This window comes from Polyangiaceae bacterium (assembly GCA_015075635.1).
Taxonomy (GTDB): domain Bacteria; phylum Myxococcota_A; class Polyangia; order Polyangiales; family Polyangiaceae; genus JADJKB01.
In genome coordinates this window covers 23,454-40,028 of record JABTUA010000002.1, presented here as the reverse complement: position 1 = coordinate 40,028, position 16,575 = coordinate 23,454, and the positions used below count along the sequence as shown (strand labels likewise).

Annotated in this window: 16 protein-coding genes; 7 read left to right on the top strand and 9 right to left on the bottom strand. The window is 67.7% G+C overall.

Annotated features, from left to right (window positions below; translation table 11 throughout):
* Positions 1-126: 126 nt before the first annotated feature.
* The 6 genes from HS104_16530 (at position 127) to HS104_16505 (ending at position 4,234) form a co-directional block, all read left to right on the top strand.
* Complete coding sequence (locus HS104_16530) at positions 127-963, top strand: hypothetical protein (protein MBE7481573.1); 837 nt, start codon at positions 127-129, stop codon at positions 961-963.
* Positions 964-1,286: 323 nt separating this feature from the next.
* Positions 1,287-1,931 carry a hypothetical protein gene (locus HS104_16525; GenBank protein ID MBE7481572.1) on the top strand — a complete coding sequence of 215 codons (645 nt, stop codon included), beginning with the start codon at positions 1,287-1,289 and terminating at the stop codon, positions 1,929-1,931.
* A gap of 557 nt (positions 1,932-2,488) precedes the next feature.
* Positions 2,489-2,845: a DUF559 domain-containing protein gene (locus tag HS104_16520; GenBank protein ID MBE7481571.1), complete on the top strand. Its 357-nt coding sequence runs from the start codon at positions 2,489-2,491 to the stop codon at positions 2,843-2,845.
* A 158-nt stretch (positions 2,846-3,003) separates the two neighbouring features.
* A complete protein-coding gene (locus tag HS104_16515) occupies positions 3,004-3,360 on the top strand; it encodes a transposase zinc-binding domain-containing protein (protein ID MBE7481570.1) in 357 nt (118 codons plus the stop codon).
* Positions 3,321-4,007 carry a transposase gene (locus HS104_16510; GenBank protein MBE7481569.1) on the top strand — a complete coding sequence of 229 codons (687 nt, stop codon included), beginning with the start codon at positions 3,321-3,323 and terminating at the stop codon, positions 4,005-4,007. Before HS104_16515 ends, HS104_16510 begins: the two co-directional genes overlap by 40 nt.
* Positions 4,008-4,018: 11 nt before the next feature.
* The gene (locus tag HS104_16505; GenBank protein ID MBE7481568.1) at positions 4,019-4,234 is read left to right on the top strand and encodes a transposase; all 216 of its coding nucleotides are present in this window, start codon (positions 4,019-4,021) and stop codon (positions 4,232-4,234) included.
* Between the two features lie 204 nt (positions 4,235-4,438).
* On the opposite strand, the gene HS104_16500 is transcribed toward HS104_16505, so the two are convergent.
* The 3 genes from HS104_16500 to HS104_16490 are packed head-to-tail and all read right to left on the bottom strand — an operon-like array spanning position 4,439 to position 9,539.
* Complete coding sequence (locus tag HS104_16500; GenBank protein ID MBE7481567.1) at positions 4,439-7,165, bottom strand: efflux RND transporter permease subunit; 2,727 nt, start codon at positions 7,163-7,165, stop codon at positions 4,439-4,441.
* Positions 7,165-8,337 (bottom strand): efflux RND transporter periplasmic adaptor subunit, encoded by a 1,173-nt coding sequence (locus tag HS104_16495; GenBank protein ID MBE7481566.1) that lies wholly within the window; start codon positions 8,335-8,337, stop codon positions 7,165-7,167. Before HS104_16495 ends, HS104_16500 begins: the two co-directional genes overlap by 1 nt.
* Positions 8,334-9,539, bottom strand: a complete 1,206-nt coding sequence (locus tag HS104_16490) for a TolC family protein (GenBank protein MBE7481565.1) — start codon at positions 9,537-9,539, stop codon at positions 8,334-8,336. The genes HS104_16495 and HS104_16490 overlap by 4 nt, the downstream gene beginning before the upstream one ends.
* 519 nt (positions 9,540-10,058) lie before the next feature.
* Here HS104_16490 and HS104_16485 point away from each other — a divergent pair.
* The gene (locus tag HS104_16485; GenBank protein MBE7481564.1) at positions 10,059-10,286 is read left to right on the top strand and encodes a hypothetical protein; all 228 of its coding nucleotides are present in this window, start codon (positions 10,059-10,061) and stop codon (positions 10,284-10,286) included.
* A 451-nt stretch (positions 10,287-10,737) separates the two neighbouring features.
* On the opposite strand, the gene HS104_16480 is transcribed toward HS104_16485, so the two are convergent.
* Genes HS104_16480 through HS104_16455 form a run of 6 tightly spaced genes read right to left on the bottom strand, consistent with a single transcriptional unit; the run spans position 10,738 to position 16,185 of the window.
* A complete protein-coding gene (locus tag HS104_16480; protein MBE7481563.1) occupies positions 10,738-11,670 on the bottom strand; it encodes a cysteine synthase family protein in 933 nt (310 codons plus the stop codon).
* Between the two features lie 29 nt (positions 11,671-11,699).
* Complete coding sequence (locus HS104_16475; GenBank protein MBE7481562.1) at positions 11,700-12,857, bottom strand: NAD(P)/FAD-dependent oxidoreductase; 1,158 nt, start codon at positions 12,855-12,857, stop codon at positions 11,700-11,702.
* The gene (locus HS104_16470; GenBank protein ID MBE7481561.1) at positions 12,857-13,210 is read right to left on the bottom strand and encodes a DsrE family protein; all 354 of its coding nucleotides are present in this window, start codon (positions 13,208-13,210) and stop codon (positions 12,857-12,859) included. Before HS104_16470 ends, HS104_16475 begins: the two co-directional genes overlap by 1 nt.
* A complete protein-coding gene (locus HS104_16465) occupies positions 13,182-14,762 on the bottom strand; it encodes an MFS transporter (protein ID MBE7481560.1) in 1,581 nt (526 codons plus the stop codon). Before HS104_16465 ends, HS104_16470 begins: the two co-directional genes overlap by 29 nt.
* Positions 14,759-15,499 carry an MBL fold metallo-hydrolase gene (locus HS104_16460; protein MBE7481559.1) on the bottom strand — a complete coding sequence of 247 codons (741 nt, stop codon included), beginning with the start codon at positions 15,497-15,499 and terminating at the stop codon, positions 14,759-14,761. The genes HS104_16465 and HS104_16460 overlap by 4 nt, the downstream gene beginning before the upstream one ends.
* Entirely contained in the window at positions 15,496-16,185 is a 690-nt protein-coding gene (locus HS104_16455) for a metalloregulator ArsR/SmtB family transcription factor (protein ID MBE7481558.1), read from the bottom strand. Before HS104_16455 ends, HS104_16460 begins: the two co-directional genes overlap by 4 nt.
* Positions 16,186-16,575 lie beyond the last annotated feature (390 nt).

Sequence of the window (16,575 nt, the reverse complement as noted above, 5' to 3'; positions counted from 1 at the left end):
ACCGGTGGCGACGCTGGTGGTACAGGCGGAACGTCGGGAACGGGCGGATCCACGGGAGGCACCGGCGGATCGCCGCAGGCCCTGAATTGCTCCGGCTTTACGCGGGACAACACGTTCCCGTCGGGTATGGACCTGACGGCAGATGTGTGGGCCTCGGCGCCGAGCGACATCTACGTGGCAACCGGACTCTACGGCACGGGCGAAATCGCTCATCGTAACGGTTCCGCCTGGAGCCTCATGACGCTTCCGGCTGTGAGCGGCGAGAGCTGGTCGGCAATGCATGCCGTTTGGGGTCCATCCGCAAATGATGTGTGGGCCGGCGGCGGAACCAAAGGCCAATTCACAAACCCAAAGGCGCGCTTGCTTCGGCGGCAAAACAAAGGAGCATGGGTCGTAGACTCGAGCCTTCCTACGGCTGCCGGCGACGCCTACGTGCTCTCCATTTGGGGAGAAGATGCGAACAATGTCTTTGTCCTTGTCCGATCTTCCACCACCCTTCCGCCGTTGCTGTCGTATGCCAAGATTTTCCGCAAAAACGGGGGATCATGGGCACAAATGACCGTTCCTGCGTATCCGTCGTCAATCCTCATGCGACATATCTGGGGCAAGTCATCCTCGGACGTGTACGCGGTGGGGACACAGCTGGACTCCGGGAGCAATCCCGTAAAAGCCTTGCTGTGGCACTATGACGGAAACGGTTCGTGGAAAGACATCACGACCCTGCCCGGAGACGCGGTACAGCTTGGCGCCGTTCACGGCGCCGGGAACGAAATCATTGCGGTAGGAAGCTACTGGGATGGCTCGAAATACCGCGGCATGCGCCTGACGAGCACGGATTTGTCGAACTGGACGCGGTTTAACAGCACCGTGACCGAGGCTGACAGCGCGGTTTGGTCGCCATGGCAGGGAGCTGCTTTGCCGGCGGCTCTGCGAGTCCGCAACAGGCTGGCTCTGCCCGCCTGATTACATACAGTCCTCGGCAGCTGGGCTGAACAGACCGTTGATGGCATCGCCATGGGTACTTCCGGCTTGGCATCCTCCCGGTTCAAACCAGGTAGCGGCTGCCACGTACAGTGACATCACGGGCATGGCCGGCGTATACATCGGGACCTGTCAATAATCCTCCACGCTGTAACGAGCTTTGGGGACTCTCCTCAAAGGGCGGACATCGAAAGATGAACCGCCCTTTTTCTTATGGTATACTTTGTTTAATATGAAATCCGAGCTTTTGGTATTTTGCTGGCCGCCGTTATCGGCATTGGGTCAGCAGGGTTCAGTTATGCCGCATGGGTTGGCGCGCCTTCAAATCCGCCGTCAAGCAATACGCTTGGTCCAATATGGCTTCAACCGGGAGTGCCTGCGCAACAAACAGGAATTTTAGTATCTCAGGTGAAGGAACTTCGAATAGGTTTATTGGAACAGCTACCGGGGAGGCGATTCGTTCATATGGTGACATATCGTTTCAAAATTCGGGAAAAGCCTTAGTTGTAAACGGAAGCGGAAATACTGTACTTAACATGGGCAACTGGGGTTTCGGAGCTACGGGTTTCAGCGTTGGCGTTTACGGAAACATTGATGTTGCGGGATTCGGAGGATCAAATGGAACGCTGGCCGTTACCCAAATTTGTTTGAAGAATGATACTTGCCGCACAACGTGGCCAACCGCATCTGCCGTTTCGGATATTTGGGTGGATGTTACAGGCGATACCATGACCGGGGACTTGATTGTTCCAAATCATCAGGTCGCCGCAAAAACGCTTTGGGCGGGTTCGAATTTACAGGTTCAGCGGCCGGCATCCACGAATGTATTCCGAACGGGTAGCTGGGACGGTACATATGATAACTTCATAGAATTTCTTTCCGATCCTGCAGAAACGCAAACGCTCAAATTCTTTACGGACGCGGTTGGACCGGTATCGATGGTCGTGTAGGCCTCTGATCGTCCTCTCGTCGTACGCCGGTAAGTCCTCAAACCCCAAAGACTCCAGGAGTTCGCGGCCAATCGCCCATGCGCGTGCTTCTTCAGCGAGAATAAGGTCGATCTGGTCAGCGGTCAGTTGCTCCTTGGCGGACGAGCGAAGCCTTTCGTTGTACTCGGGTGGGGGCAGGTCATCGGGGAGTTGCGACCACGCGTCATCGCGCGCCTTCGCAGCGATGTAGTACGCTGTCCACTCATCACGTGGCGCCCTCTCGCGCCACGAGAGAAAGTGGCCGCACTCGTGAGCGAGCGTGAACGTCTCGGCGAGTAGATTCGGTGGCGGAAGATGCGCGCCGCCCGCGTTTCGGCTGCGCGTGGGCCGATTGACCGCTTCGTAGAAAGGCCGCGCGATAGTGATGGTGGGACGCTTCTCGCCACGTTCGCGCGGATCCGGGTGGAACGACCCGGACCCTTCTTCCGCCAGGCCGTCGTAACGCACCACGACACCCTGCTGCGTCGCTGTCTTGGAAGACCACTCACTCGCAAGTCATCGAAGCTCGGGCGCGCGCCATGCGCTTTGCGCAGACGCCCACGGAGGAGGCGCTGTGGCGGGAGCTGCGTGGCGGCGGGAAGCTGGGCGCGGTCGTCCGACGTCAGTACGTCGTCGGCCGGTACATCGCGGACTTCGCCGTGCCCTCCGTGCGCGTCGTGATTGAGGTCGATGGCGCGTACCACGCCAGCCGGCGTGCGGCCGATGCGCGCCGGGACCGGGAGCTTGGTCGCCGCGGGTGGCGGGTGTTGCGGCTGCCGGCGGAGCTCGCCGCCCGGGACCTCAGGAAGCGGTCGCGCGCGTGCGCGCGGTGCTCGGCAGCGATGGGTGACGGTGGCACCCGCCGGGTGTCACGAAGCGCGTCGATCGCCACCTGAGTTCGCCACTTCGCCACCTTGTGAGCGAGCGAAACAGCGGGGTTTTGGGTTCACCTGGCTGGCACGCCGCTCGCTGAGGCGGCAGTGGCGTGGGCCACCCTGCACATGCGCTCGCACAGCCCGAGCGCTCGCGCTTCCGCCACCGGCCGGAGAGGACCGTGCTCTACCAGACGGTGGCGGAGCACTGGCCGGCGTTCCTCGAGCGCGCGGAGGAGCACGGCGGACTGCCGCGCTTCGTGGTGAAGGAGTTCGAGGAGTACCTTCGCTGCGGGCGTCTCGAGCACGGGTGTCTGCATCTGGTCTGTCGCGAGTGCGGCTACTCCGAGCTCGTCGCCTTCTCCTGCAAACAGCGCGGATTCTGCCCTCCTGCCTCGGTCGGCGGATGGCGGACACCGCCGTCCACTTGGAGCAGAGCGTCCTGCCGCGCGTGCCCATTCGCCATTGGATCTGCTCACTGCCCTGGGGACTGCGAGCCTTGCTCGGCTACGACCGGAAGCTCTGCGCCGAGGTGGTGAGCGCGTTCATGGCAGAGGTGGACCGCTCACTGCGCTGGCGAGCGAAGCGCCAGCTCGGGCTAGCGAGCGTCGCAGACGCGCACACGGGCGGCGTGGCCGCGGTGCAGAGGACGGACAGCGCGCTGCGCCTGAACGTCCACTTCCACTCGCTGGTGCTCGACGGCGTTTACGTTCACGAGAACGACGACCCGCGCTCGCCGCTCGAGTTTCGCGAGCTCGACACGCCCACGCGAACCGACATCGCCGAGGTGGCCGCGCGCACCGCCGCTCGCGTCGAGAAGCTCCTCCGAGCGCACGGCAAGAGCCTCGACCCCGAGCTCGTCGAGGACACGCCACCAGAGCTCGCCCTCGACGAGCCTGGCCTGGCCGCCTGCTGCCGCCGCCGCCGCGCAGGGCCTCTCCGTGAGCGGCGACCGCGCTGGCCAGCCGCCGCTTCGCCTCATCGCCTCGCCCGACCCACCCGCGCGCCCCGCGCCGTCGATGCGACCGACCAGCCCATCGCAGAGGTGCGCGGTATCAACATCCACGCCGTGCAGGTCGTGGACGGGCGGGACCGCCGTCGCGTGGAGCGGCTCTGCAAGTACATCACGCGCCCCCCGTCGCGCAGGACCGCCTCGAGCGCCGCGCGGACGGCAAGCTCGAGCTGACGTTCAAGAAGGTGTGGCGCGACGGCACGCGAGCGCTCGTGTTCGAGCCAGCTGACCTCATCCCGCGGCTCGTCGCTGCTGTGCCCCCGCCGCGATTCCACTTGCTCCGGTACTTCGGCGTACTCTCGAGCCACTCCTCGCGCCGGCGTCTCGTCGTGCCCACGCCCGCGCTCGACGACGCGACCGCGAACAAGCCCCGCCTGCTCGCGGCGATCAGCTCGAGCTGATCGGCGACACGGACGACGCGCCCGCACCCTGAAAGCGGTGGGCCTGGCTCCTCGCTCACGTCTTCGCCGCCGACGTGGAGACCTGCCCGCGCTGCTCGGGGCCCATGCGCTGGGCCGAGGTCGCCAACACCCGCGCCCAGATCACCCGCCTGCTCGCGGAGCATGGCCTCGGCCCGAGGGCCCCGCCTGCGACCCGTGTCGGCGTTAGCGTGCCCGAGCAGTTGATGTTGGGGTTCGGGAAGGAGTGAGACGTCGGTGAGCGCCTCGCCGAAGGCGGAGCTGTGCCCTGCGCAGCCGGCGACGCGGAGAATCTCTGCCGAGCTGCGTCGGACGCCCGCCGCGCGAGGGTTCGCGGGCAGCACTCGACCCGAGCTCCGCCGCCGCGTATCTTGGACTCGGTGGGTTTTGACAGATGGAAACTCCTACGCGCCGGCCGCGTACGTTCGCCTCGACTGTCAGACGCCGTTGCACTCGCTCGCGGCTGACCTGCGCCGGGCCCTGCTCGACCTTGATCTCGGCGAGCTGCGACAGCGGCACCAGCGCCCCACCGGGCGCGGCGATCGGAATGCGACCCAGCGCATCCACGTCACTCCGCGTCTTCTCGTCGAGTCGGACCTGCAGCGTGAAGCGCTGCTGCCCCTCGAAGACCTCACCCACCGGGTGGCCGCCGAGCGCGGCGACCGCGTCGAGCACGCTCTGGGTGTCGACGCCATACCGGCCGATGCGCTTCCGGTCCACGATCACGCGCACGTACGGCTGTCCCGCGACTTGCTCGGCTTTCACGTCGGCGGCGCCGGGCACCTCGCGCAGGACACTCACGATTCGGTCGCCGATCTGTTTGAGCTCGGTCATGTCCTGGCCGTAAACGCTGATCGCGACGTCGGAGCGGAAGCCGCTGATGAGCTCGTTGGTCCGAAGCTCGATCGGCTGCGAGAACGAGTAGTTCTGCCCTGGCACCTCGTCGCGCAACACCTTCTCCATCTCCGCCACCAGGCCGGCCTGGTCCTTGGCGCGCCTCCAGCGGTCTCGGGGGTGAAGCATCACGTACACGTCCGAGACGTCCACTCCCATGGGATCGGTCGCGATCTCGGCACGTCCCGTCTTGGAAACGACCGTCGTCACCTCGTCGGGAAAGCGTTCGAGCAGGGCCTTCTCCATCCGCGCGTTCATCTCGATGGACTGCTCGAGCGACACGGAGGGCAACCGGATCGACTGGATCGCGATGGTGCCCTCGTCCAGGCGGGGCACGAACTCGGCGCCGAGGAACGGAATTGCCGCGAGCGAAGCGAGGAACGCGCCAGCGGCGAGACCGGCGGTCAAGCGTGGACGCGCGACGGCTCTTCGAAGCAGCGGCTCGTACATCAACGACAGCATGCGGACGAGCCAGGTCTCCTTTTCCGAAACCCCCTTGCGAAACACCCAGGACGCGACCGCGGGCATCCAGGTCAGCGCCAGTACCAGGGACGCAGCGAGCGCCAGCACCACCGTGATCGCCATGGGCCGGAACATCTTTCCCTCGATGCCTTCGAGCACCAGGATGGGGATGTAGACGATCATGATGATCGCCACCGCGAAGGTCACGGGGCGCACCACCTGCGTGGCCGACGCCCGAACCTCGGCGGGCACGTCTCCTCCCCGCGAGCGCCGCTCGGCCAGGTGCCGGACGGCGTTCTCGACCACCACGACCGAACCGTCCACGATCAGACCGAAGTCGAGCGCGCCGAGGCTCATCAGGTTGCCCGATACCCCAAGCGTCCGCATTCCGATGAACGCTGCGAGCATGCTGAGCGGGATCGCAGACGCGACGAGCAGGCCACCTCGGAAGTTACCCAGCAAGAGCAGGAGCACGACGATTACCAGGGCGCCGCCCTCGATCAGGTTCGTCGCGACGGTCCGGATTGTGCGATCGACGAGCTCCGTCCGGTCGTAGAACGCGTCGATCGTGACGCCCTTGGGCAGCGTGGGCCGGATCTCGTCGATTTTCGCCCGTACGGCGCCCGCGACCTCGCGGGAGTTCTCCCCGATCAGCATCATCGCGATGCCGACCACCGCTTCACCTTTGCCGTCGCGAGTGACCGCTCCCTGCCGAACTTGTGGCGCGAGATCGACGCTGCCAAGGTCCACGATCCGGATTGGGGTCCCGTCGGAACGGGTGGTCACGACGATGCCGCGGATGTCGTCGAGGTTCTGGACCAGGCCTTCACCCCGAATCAGCGCTTGCTCGCCTGCGCGAGCGATGTAGGCCCCGCCGGCGTTCGCGTTGTTCCTTTCGAGCGCGTGGAAGACCGCTTCCAACGACAGCCCGAGGGCGCTCAGTCGGTTGGGATCGACGGAGACCTGGTACGTCTTGAGCTCGCCACCGAAGGTGTTCACCTCGACGACCCCTCGCACCGCACGGAGCTGGAATGCGACGTACCAGTCGAGGATGGTGCGAAGCTCCATCGGCGAGTAGCAGTCAGGGCTGTCCGTCCCAGGCGCGCACATGGGATCGCCGCGGACGTCGAACTGATAGATCTCTCCGAGCCCGCTCGTGGTGGGCCCGAGCGCCGGGCTTCCGTAGCCTGAAGGAATCGCCTCGCGCGCGGCCGCGAGCCGCTCGGACACCAGCTGGCGCGCCCAGTAGATGTCGGTTCCTTCCTCGAGGACGACGGTCACGGCGGAGAGGCCAAAGCGAGAGACGCTGCGGATCTGCTCGACGCGGGGTAGCCCGCTCATCACGGCCTCGACCGGAAAGGTGATGAACTGCTCGACCTCGAGAGGGCCGAGCGCTGGAGCCGTGGTCAGGACCTGGACCTGGACGTTGGTGACGTCCGGAACCGCGTCGATCGGAAGCTGCTTTGCGGCGCGAACCCCGAGGGCCGCGACCAGCAAGACGCCGAAGACCACCAACAGGCGGTTCTTTATGGAAAAGGATACGATTCGCTCGAGCATCAGTGCGCGTGTCCTTCTCCGAGCTCGCCGGCGAGCACGGCGGACTTCAGCGTGAAGGCGCCTTCGACGACCAGCTTTTGCCCTTCAGCGAGCCCGCTGACGATCTCGACCCAGCCATCTGCGCGAGCGCCGATGACCACGGGCTTGGCGACGAACGCGTTGGGCTCGTCCGAGGGCACGAACACCACGGTCTTGCCCTCGAGCTCCTGGACCGCGCTCTCCGGAGCGACGACCGGAGAAACCCCGGCATCGGGAGTCCCGAGCAGGATGCTGCCGAACAGGCCTGGCTTGAGAAGGCCTTCTTCGTTCGCCAGCGTGATGCGCACCTCTGCGGAGCGGGTCGCCTCGTCCAGGACAGCAGAAACGAAGTCGACCTCCGCCGTCCATGAACGCGTCGGGTACGCCTGGAGTCTGACGGTCGCGGGCAGACCGGCTCTGACCAGTCCGACGTCCTTCTCGTAGACCCGACCGACGATCCAGACCCGTGACACGTCGCCGACGACGAAGAGCGGTCGCTCCGGCGACGCGACCTCGCCCGCGGTCGCGTGGCGTTCGATCACGGTTCCGGCCAGCGGGCTCTTCACCACCCCGCCGCCCGCTCCACCGTAGATGCTCGCGCGCGCCTGCGCCGCGGAGAGCGCCGCCTTCGCCTTGCGAAGCTCGCCCTCCGCCTCCACGTGGCTCTTCTGGGCGCCGACGCCCGCATCGAGGAGCTGTCGCTGCCTGGCCATGTTGTCCTCGGCGACCGAGACTGAGGCGCGAGCACTGCGGATGCTCGCGCTGGCCTCCCCGAGCTCGACGCTCTTCAGCACAGCGAGCGGCTGACCCTTCTTGACTTGGTCGCCGAGCTTGACCTTCACCTCCGCGATCTGACTCTGAACAATCGGGGTCACATGCGCGGTACGGTCCGGATCGAGCCTCACCTCGGCCGGGACGTGCAACACGCCCGCGAGCGCTTGGCGCTTGGCCTCGCCGACCCGAATCCGGCTCCGCTCCACGGCCGCGGCCGACAGATGAACCTCGCCCTTCTCGTGGGCGCCCTTCTCGTCCTGGTGCGCAGCCTCCTTTTCCTTGTCGGCGCCGTGGTTTCTCTCCTCCGTGTGCGCACCCTGCCGGCAACCGCCCACCGCAAGAGCTACCGCCAGCACGATTGATCGGCTGTGCAGGGTCATCGCGTCCCTTCTTCGGCCGCGTGCTGCGACGCGGACTCGAGCTCAGTGCCGACGGCACTCTCCAGCGCTCCCAGTGCGCGATGGTACTCTTCGTATGCGTTGAGCGCCGACTGCTGCGAACGCAGGAAGCGCTCGCGCGCGACGAGCACTTGCGTGATGTCGATCTCGCCGAGCTCGAAGGCCTTCTCCACGAGGGTCAGGTTCTTTTCGAGGGTCGGTATCACCTCAGCGCCGTAGATGCGCATGCGTCTTGCGGTGGATTCCACGGCCTCCGCTGCGCGACGGATCCGCGCACCCAGCGTGCGCTTGCGCGCTCCGAGCTCTGCCATGGCCACGTCGAGATCGGCCTGAGCGCGCACGGCTTCCGGCCGGCTTCCGCGCCAGAGCGGTAGCGGCGCACTCAGCGTGGCCCGCCAGATCGTGGCTCGCGCGCCCCCAGGGTCGCTCTCTTGCTCGAAAGCAACGCCCAGGCGCGGGTTCGGGAAGCCTGCGCGGCGCGCGGACGCCAGCGTCGCGCGGAAGCGGCGCACCATCGCTTCGCGCGCGCGCAGCTCGGGGTCTCTCGAATGGGCGATCCGCAGGAGCTCGGCCGTCGGGGGCGGCGCTTGCGGCGAGCCGAGCCCGCCGGACGGATCCGGAGGGCTCTCGCTCGGCCAACCTGAGGCGTCTGCCAGCTCGAGGCGCTCCGCGCGGAGGGCGGACTCGGCGGCGATGCGCGCTTGGCGAGCCTCCGCGAGGTCGGACTCCGCCAGGCGAACGGGCAGCGCGGAGGTCTCCCCGGCACTCAGCCGCTTCCCGGCAACTTCCACCAGCTTCTGGCTGAACTGCACGAGGCGGCCCGCTGCGCGAACGCGCTCTCGGGCGACGAGCGCGGCGTGAAACGCACCGTGCAGGCGCTGGTGGACACGCCAGCGCGCGGCCTCGAGTTCGGCCGCTCCTTGGTCGACGCTTGCGCGGGCGGCTCGGCGGCGCAGGCCGCGCTCGCCCGCGACCTCGATTTCTTGCTCGAGCGAGACGCCCCAGTCGACGCCCGAGCCCGCACGGTTCGAGCGCCGGCCGATGGCACCCCCAAGCACCGGGTCGGCTGGAAACAAGGGAGCCTCGGCTTCGAGCTCCGCACGACCCTTCGATAGTCCCGCCCGCGCCAGGGCGATCTCTGGTGCGTGTTTCTCTGCATGACGCAGCAGCTCTTCCAGGGTCACGCCACCGGGCGATGGGCGGACCGACGGCGCCGCTGGCGGTTGCCGCGGTCCGCTGGGCTGCGCCAGTGCCGGCGTAACGACGGCACAGAAAGTGACAGTGGCGAATGCAAGGTTCCTGATTCGGTTGAAGCTCATCGTGTCCTCGATGGAAGGGGACTTCGGCAGTGCCGGGCAGCTCATGCGCGGCAGCGCGCGCGCCGACTCCATGCTGGAAGATGCGGGTCCGCGCCGCGAAACGGGTCGGTCAAGTCGCGCTCGGCTCCGCGCGAGCGCGAGCCGTGCAACGCTGTGTTCGAGCCAATACTTTGCCGGTTCCTGGCGCAACCGGCTGCTCTGGCTTGCGCAGCCAGCGCGCCGGACGCGGGACCAGCGAGCTCAGGCGCGGCGGGGTGGGCGGAACGGCGGAGCGCGGTCGGGGCTGGGTGCTCGGAGTGACTCGGAGGGAACACGCTCGAGCTCACTCTCAGCGAGCTCAGAGTCGAACAACGCGCGACGGGCCGGAGCTACCGTGGGACTGCCATGAGTGCAGTGACACCCGGGGCAACCCGGGTCACAAGGGCGCCCGCCGCGCTCGTCGTCGCAGTCGGACTGGTGCTTGCCGTGAGCGACGACCACCTCGACGAAGTCCGCGAGGACGTGCGCAACGCCGGACAGCTCGAGCAGCGCAACGAGTGGCAAAAGCCGCGCGATCAGCGCTATTCGCCGAAAAAAACGGCCAGATCTGCGGCGAGCCGAAGGCATCGATGATTGAAGCCTAGCGCACCGGTGGGCCTGGCGGCAAGGTGGCCTTGTCGGACCGCCCAACCCAACCACTCATAGTTTCAGGCGCGATCAGGACCTCAGCTTCGAGCGCCCCGCCGAAGGCAGCCGCAGTCGTGACACGCCGGTGGCGCGTTGCACGCAGGTCAGCCCTCGGGCTTTTCCGCCGCGAGCGCGAGGAACGCGGCGCCCGGGGCATGAAGCCGCCCGGCGCGAGCAGCGAGGCCGCTCGGTGGGAAGAACACGGCAGTGCGTACGCCGACCACGCGGAGCCCGGCTCCCCGCACCAGCTACTCGAGCTCGTGTCGTGTCCAGAAGCGAGCGCGGCGCCAGGTCTCGGAGGCGCGGGCGAGTGATTCACGTCGGTGGGGTTTCTGGCACTCATTCCGAGGAGCTCGCACATGGGGCCTCCGTCAGAGCACGGGGTGGGCGACGGCGGTCACGGCGCCCACTCTCTCAGCCACGGCTGCGCGCGGTATCGATCCCAGGAGTCCGGGAGGACCGTGACCACCGGCCCTCGAAGGTCGCGCCGAGCGGCGACACGGAGCGCGGCGACCACGTTCGTGCCGGAGGAGCCGCCGACGAGGAGCCCCTCCTCGTGCACGAGTCGCTTCACCATCGCGAAGCTCTCGGCGTCGCTGACGCGTTCGGCGCCGTCCAGCACGTCGCGGTGCAGGTTCTCGGGCACCTCGCCGCCGCCGATGCCTTCCACCGCATACGACCCGTCGGCCCCCAGCACGCCCGTTTCGACCCAGTCGGCGAGCCCCGAACCGAGGGGATCGGCGAGCACCACGCGGACGTGCGGGAGCGCGCGCTTCAAGCGCCGCCCGACCCCCGTCAGCGTTCCACCGGTGCCCGCGCCGCAGACGAACGCCCCGACGTCGCCGCCGGTCTGCTCCAGGATCTCAGCGCCCGTCGTCTCCTCGTGGGCCCGGACGTTGGCCGGGTTCTTGAACTGGTCGGTCAAGAACCAGCCGCGGGCTTCCGCCATGCGCCGGGCCACGTTGCGGAAGTTGTCCGGGCTCGCCGGCGGCGCGTTCGGAGTGATCACGACCTCGGCGCCGAGCGACGCGAGCGCCACGCGCTTGTCGAGCGACATCTTCTCTGGCATCACGCACACGAGGCCGTAGCCGCGGGCGGCCGCGACGAGCGCCAGCCCGACGCCCGTGTTGCCGGCGGTCGCCTCCACCAGCGTCATTCCCGGGCGCAGCACGCCCCGGAGCTCTGCGTCATCGACGATGGCGACGGCGATGCGATCCTTGATCGAGCCGCCCGGGTTCATGTGCTCGCACTTCGCAAAGACCGGAACCCCGAGGCCCCTGCCCACGCGCCCGAGCGACACCAGCGGCGTGCGGCCGATGTGCTGCAGGATGCTCGAATGCTCCGCCGGCACGCCTCTCCTCACAGCTTCAGGTAGAGCCAGGATTTTTCGAACAGCACCTTGCCGAGGTGCCAGCGCCGCCCGGGCTGGCGCAGCGTGATGACGGGTTTCGGCTCGGCGTAGAAGTCGCCGCCGCCGAAGCCGGCCTTGCCATCGCCGATTTCGATGAAGCACTCCCCGTGGCCGTTGAAGCGCTCCCTCGGCGTGCCGCCCGTGACGGCCGCGGCGATGTTCTTCGCCACGACCTCGGCTTGGCCGTGGGCGAAGACACCCGCCTTCGGCAGCGGCTTGCCGAGCGCCAGGGGGATCGAGACGACGTCACCGATGGCGTACACGCCGGGGAAGCGCGTCTCGAGCGTGTGGCGATCGACGGAGACCCAGCCCGTCTCGCCTGCGAGGGCGCTCTCGCGCACGACCCGAGGGGCCCGGTGCGGCGGCACGTAGGCGAGAACGTCGAAGCTCGCCTCCGCCCCGTTCGCGAAATCGAGGCGCTTCGCGCTGGCGTCCACGGCGCGGATCTGGTGCTCGGGGTGGTAGGGGATGTCCTTGGCTGCCAGGAGCTGCTTCACGGCCGCCGACATCTCGGGGCCCGCGACGCCCATGGGGCCCGGCTCCGCGGCATACACCTCGACGCTGACCGCCTCACGCAGCCCGCGCTGTCGATAGAAGGCGTCGATGAGCAGCGCTGCCTCGTAGGGCGCGGCGGGGCACTTGTACGCGGGGGCCGCGGTCAGCACGACGACGCGCCCGCTCTTCAGCGAGCCGAGCGCCGCGCGGAGCGACTCCGCCCCCGCCAGTGTGTAGAAGCCGTGGCCGGCCTCCGCGAGCCCGGGGACGGTCTCGGGGGCGAGCTCCGCTCCCAGCGCGACCACCAGGTAGTCCGCCTCGAGCACCTCGCCGGACACCGTCACCTGGCGCGCCTCGGGGTCGAGCTTCTCGATCTCGCCGAACCGGAGCTCGATCCCCTTCTTCTCGAGCCGCCCGAGCGGCCGCCTTATCGCTTCGGCCTGCCGGAGCCCGACCATCAACCACAGGAGCGATGGTGCGAACAGGTGCTCGCGCTCCCGGTCGACCAGCACGACGCGGTGCGTGCGCGGCAACCGCTTGCGAAGCGCCCGGGCGGCCACCAGTCCGCCGACGCCGCCGCCGAGGATCACCACCGTCTTTGGGGCGCTCATCAGAATACCAGTGCCTTCTCGGCCCACACGGTCCAGTCCGTGAGCTGCTCGAGCGTGCTCCGCTTCGCACCTTCGCAGAGCTCGCCTTCGGAGATGCCCCGCGCGTCCATGCAGGTTCCGCAGACGCCAATCTCGGCGCCGTGGCGCGCCGGCCCTCGCAGCATGATCTCCACGTTGTAGTAGCCCTGAGGCACCTTCTGGTTGGCCTTGGCGCAGCTTGCGGCGTCGCCCATGAGGAACACCTTCACTTCTTCGCCTTCGCGCCTGGAGAGCGAGCTGGCGAGCCGCAACGCGTTGTAGCTCCGCTCGGTGCCGTAAGGGGGGTCATTGAGGATGAACAGCGTCTTTGCCATGTTCCGTTTCTCCAGCGGCCAGCCGCATCCAGGCCTGGGTCCCGCCGCAAAGGGACCGAGCCGAGGCGAATCCGAGCGCTCGAAGCTCTCCGGCGGCGCGCTCGGAGCGCCCGCCTCCCTTGCCGCAGACGGTGACGATCGCTGCTTCTTTCGGCAGCTCGGCGGCGCGCACCGCCAGCTCGTCGAGCGGGATGTTGAGCGCGCCCTCGACGTGCCCTTCCGCGAACTCCTCCGGTGAGCGCACGTCCACGACGACGCTGCCCGAAAGGCCGCCGAGATCCGCGGGCTCGACGCAGTCCACGACGGGCTGCGCGGGCGCAGGGCTCGCCCGAAGCGTCTCGCGCATCCTCACGGCGACGACGAGCCCGGACGCGAAGGTCAGTGCCGCCACGATCCACATCGCGGCGGGAAGCCCGAGCGCGTCGGCCGTCGCGCCCGCGAGCAGCGCTCCGATGGCGTAGCCGAGATCACGCCAGAGCCGGTACACTCCGACCGAAGACGCCCGCCAGGACGGATGCGCGACGTCCCCGATCGCCGCGAGCAAGGTCGGATAGACCATCGCGGTGCCGACGCCGAGCAGCGCACCGCCAGCGGCAAAGCCTGCGAAGCCTTCGGCGAGGACCACGCAGGCAATGCCTGCCGCCTGGACCCACATGCCCGACGCGATGAGCCACTTGCGCCCCACGCGGTCCGACCAGGCGCCGGTGAAGAGCTGCGCCACGCCCCAGGTCGCCGGGTAGATGGCGGCGAGCGTGCCAATCGTGGCGAGGTCCATGCGCGCGGCCGCGAAGAACAGGGGAAAGAGGCCCCAGGCCATGCCGTCGTTCAGGTTGTTCACCAGGCCTGCTTGGCTGACGCTCGACAGGTTCCGGTCGAAGAGCGTTGTGTTCCAGAAGACCTCGCGCTGCGTGGGCAGGCCGCTCGGCGGCAGCTCGCCGTGGAGTTTGGATTCGGCGGCGACGTGGTGCTTGGTCTCGCGGACGGCGAGCGCGGAGAGCAGGAGCCCGATGGCGACGAAGACCACGCCCAGGTAGAACGGCTCCGGGCGCAGTCCGTAGCGCGCCGCGACGAAGCCGGTGGCGAGCGCGCTCCCGGCCACCGCGAAGTAGCCAGCGAACTCGTTGAGCCCCATCGCCAGGCCGCGCTTGGCCGGCCCCGCCAGGTCGATCTTCATGATGACCGTGGTCGACCAGGTCAGGCCCTGGCTCACCCCGAGCAGCGCGTTGGCGAAGAGCACCCACGACCAGCTTGGCGCCCACATCAAGAGGAACGGCACGGGCGCCGCGATGAGCCAGCCTGCGATCAGCACGTGCTTGCGCCCAAACCGGTCCGAGAGGCGGCCAGCCAGGTAGTTCGTCAGCGCTTTCGTCACACCGAAGACGACGATGAATGAGAGCACCGCGGTCTTCGCGGCGAGGTGGAAGTCCTGCTCGGCGATCGGCGGCAGGATGGTGCGCTCCATGCCGACCATGGCGCCGACGAAGGCGTTGACGACCACGAGCAGCGAGAACTGCGCGAGGTTGTTGCGAATGCCCAGGCGAACGTCACTCATGATCCTGCGCCCGCGACGCCCCGGTTGACCCGCAGAATCTCTTCCATCGCCGCGGGCTTCGGCGGCACGTCGGCGAGCGCGTCGATGAATGCGTCACGGCTCAGCGACAGGAGCGGGTTCCAGCGTTTTTCGAACGCGATCGTGCTCGACGGCTTGCCGCTCATCCCAGCCCCGCAGGCCGAGCCCGCGAAGTGCGCCGGGAACACCTCGAGGTCGCCCGGCAACGTCAGGAGCTTCTGGTGGATGCTGTCATAGAGCTCGCCGGCGTTCTCGCGCGCGCGCCCGGGCAGGTCGGGGCGCCCGACGGCTCCGACGAACAGCGTGTCACCGGTGAGCACGAACCACGGGTCCGTGCCGCGCCTGAGATCGGTCACCACGAGCGAGATGCTCTCCGGCGTGTGCCCGGGCGTGTGCAAGACCGTGACGCGCGTGTTGCCGAGATCGAGCTCCTGACCGTGGTCCAGCGGCTCGAACGGCAGGGCGACAGCCGCGGAGCGGTGCAGGCAATAGGCGGCGCCGACGAGCTTCGCGAGGGCAGGTCCGCCCGAGCGATGATCGGCGTGCACGTGCGTGTCGATGACGTGCGTGATGCGCATGCCCTTCGCCTCCGCGAGCTCCGCGTATTCGCCGATGTCGCGCTCGTGCGCGTCGACGACGGCGCATTTGCCGAGGCTGCCGCAGCCGAACAAGTACGCAGCGCAGCCGGTCTCGAAGTAGTAATACGGTTTGAAGATCATCGGGCTCCCCCTTCGTGCTCGACCTCGACCTCGACGCGCCAGCCGCGGGCGCGAAAGTCGGCGACCCCTTGCTCCATGCGCCAGGCTTTGAAGCCCTTCTTGCGGAGCAGCTCGACCGCCTCGACGGCCATCACGCAGTACGGGCCGCGACAGTAGGCCACGACCTCGCGCCCTCGCGGCAGCTCCTTCAGCCGGGCCTTGAGCTCGGCGACGGGCACGGAGAGCGCGCCGGGGATGTGCCCTGCGCGATACTCCTCGACCGGGCGCACGTCGAGCACCGTCACCTCGCCGCTCTTCACGCGGCGGAGCAACTCGTCCCCTTCGAGCGCTTCCATGGCGTCGCGCTGCTCGAAGAAGGCGCGCGTGACCTGTTCGACCTCGGCGAGCCGCGACTCGGCCAGCCCCCTGAGCGCCAGGAAGAACTTGCAGACCTCGTCGTCCGCGAGACGGTACTCGACGTACAGGCCCTTCTTCTCGGACTCCACGAGGCGCGCCGCCCGGAGCACCTGCAGGTGTTGCGAGGCGTTCGCGACGGAGATGCTGGCTTCTCCGGCGAGGGACTCGACGGTGCGCCGGCCCTGGCAGAGCAGGTCGAGGAGCTCGAGCCGTTTCGGCGCCGAGATGGCCTTTCCCAGCCGGGAAAACTGCTCGTAGATGCTGTCCTTGAAGCGGCGGTTGGGCGTCATCGAGTCAAGTATTCAATTGATTGATAGAATAGTCAAGCAATCGAGGCCGCGCACAACGGGGTAGATTTGCCGGCGGCGGTACGCGGGGCGCTGCAGCAGCGGTGGGGTGTCGGATCGTCCTCGAGGCTCACGGTGCGCGCTTCACCGCACGTCGCGCACGTATCGTCGACACCGAACTCAATCGCGATTGGGCGCCGCATGAGCACGCGGAACGCCGGCCGCCGCGGACGGCAAGCACAAAGATGCCGAGGTCACGCCGGGCGAGAACTTGATGCAGGGGCACGACATCCTCGAACGCCTCCTTCTCGTCTATGACGAGGGCGCTCGCCGCATCGAGCACAGCGAACCGCTCGCTTCGTCGAGCCCCGGTGCCCTGTGTGACCTCGGGCG

Excerpts from the sequence above, each read along its gene's own strand:
- HS104_16465 (MBE7481560.1), bottom strand. The coding sequence starts at position 14,762 with ATGAGTGACGTTCGCCTGGGCATTCGCAACAACCTCGCGCAGTTCTCG.
- HS104_16485 (MBE7481564.1), top strand. The coding sequence starts at position 10,059 with ATGAGTGCAGTGACACCCGGGGCAACCCGGGTCACAAGGGCGCCCGCC.
- HS104_16470 (MBE7481561.1), bottom strand. The coding sequence starts at position 13,210 with ATGGCAAAGACGCTGTTCATCCTCAATGACCCCCCTTACGGCACCGAG.
- HS104_16530 (MBE7481573.1), top strand. The coding sequence starts at position 127 with ATGGACCTGACGGCAGATGTGTGGGCCTCGGCGCCGAGCGACATCTAC.
- HS104_16460 (MBE7481559.1), bottom strand. The coding sequence starts at position 15,499 with ATGATCTTCAAACCGTATTACTACTTCGAGACCGGCTGCGCTGCGTAC.
- HS104_16500 (MBE7481567.1), bottom strand. The coding sequence starts at position 7,165 with ATGCTCGAGCGAATCGTATCCTTTTCCATAAAGAACCGCCTGTTGGTG.
- HS104_16475 (MBE7481562.1), bottom strand. The coding sequence starts at position 12,857 with ATGAGCGCCCCAAAGACGGTGGTGATCCTCGGCGGCGGCGTCGGCGGA.
- HS104_16520 (MBE7481571.1), top strand. The coding sequence starts at position 2,489 with ATGCGCTTTGCGCAGACGCCCACGGAGGAGGCGCTGTGGCGGGAGCTG.
- HS104_16455 (MBE7481558.1), bottom strand. The coding sequence starts at position 16,185 with ATGACGCCCAACCGCCGCTTCAAGGACAGCATCTACGAGCAGTTTTCC.
- HS104_16495 (MBE7481566.1), bottom strand. The coding sequence starts at position 8,337 with ATGACCCTGCACAGCCGATCAATCGTGCTGGCGGTAGCTCTTGCGGTG.
- HS104_16525 (MBE7481572.1), top strand. The coding sequence starts at position 1,287 with ATGGGTTGGCGCGCCTTCAAATCCGCCGTCAAGCAATACGCTTGGTCC.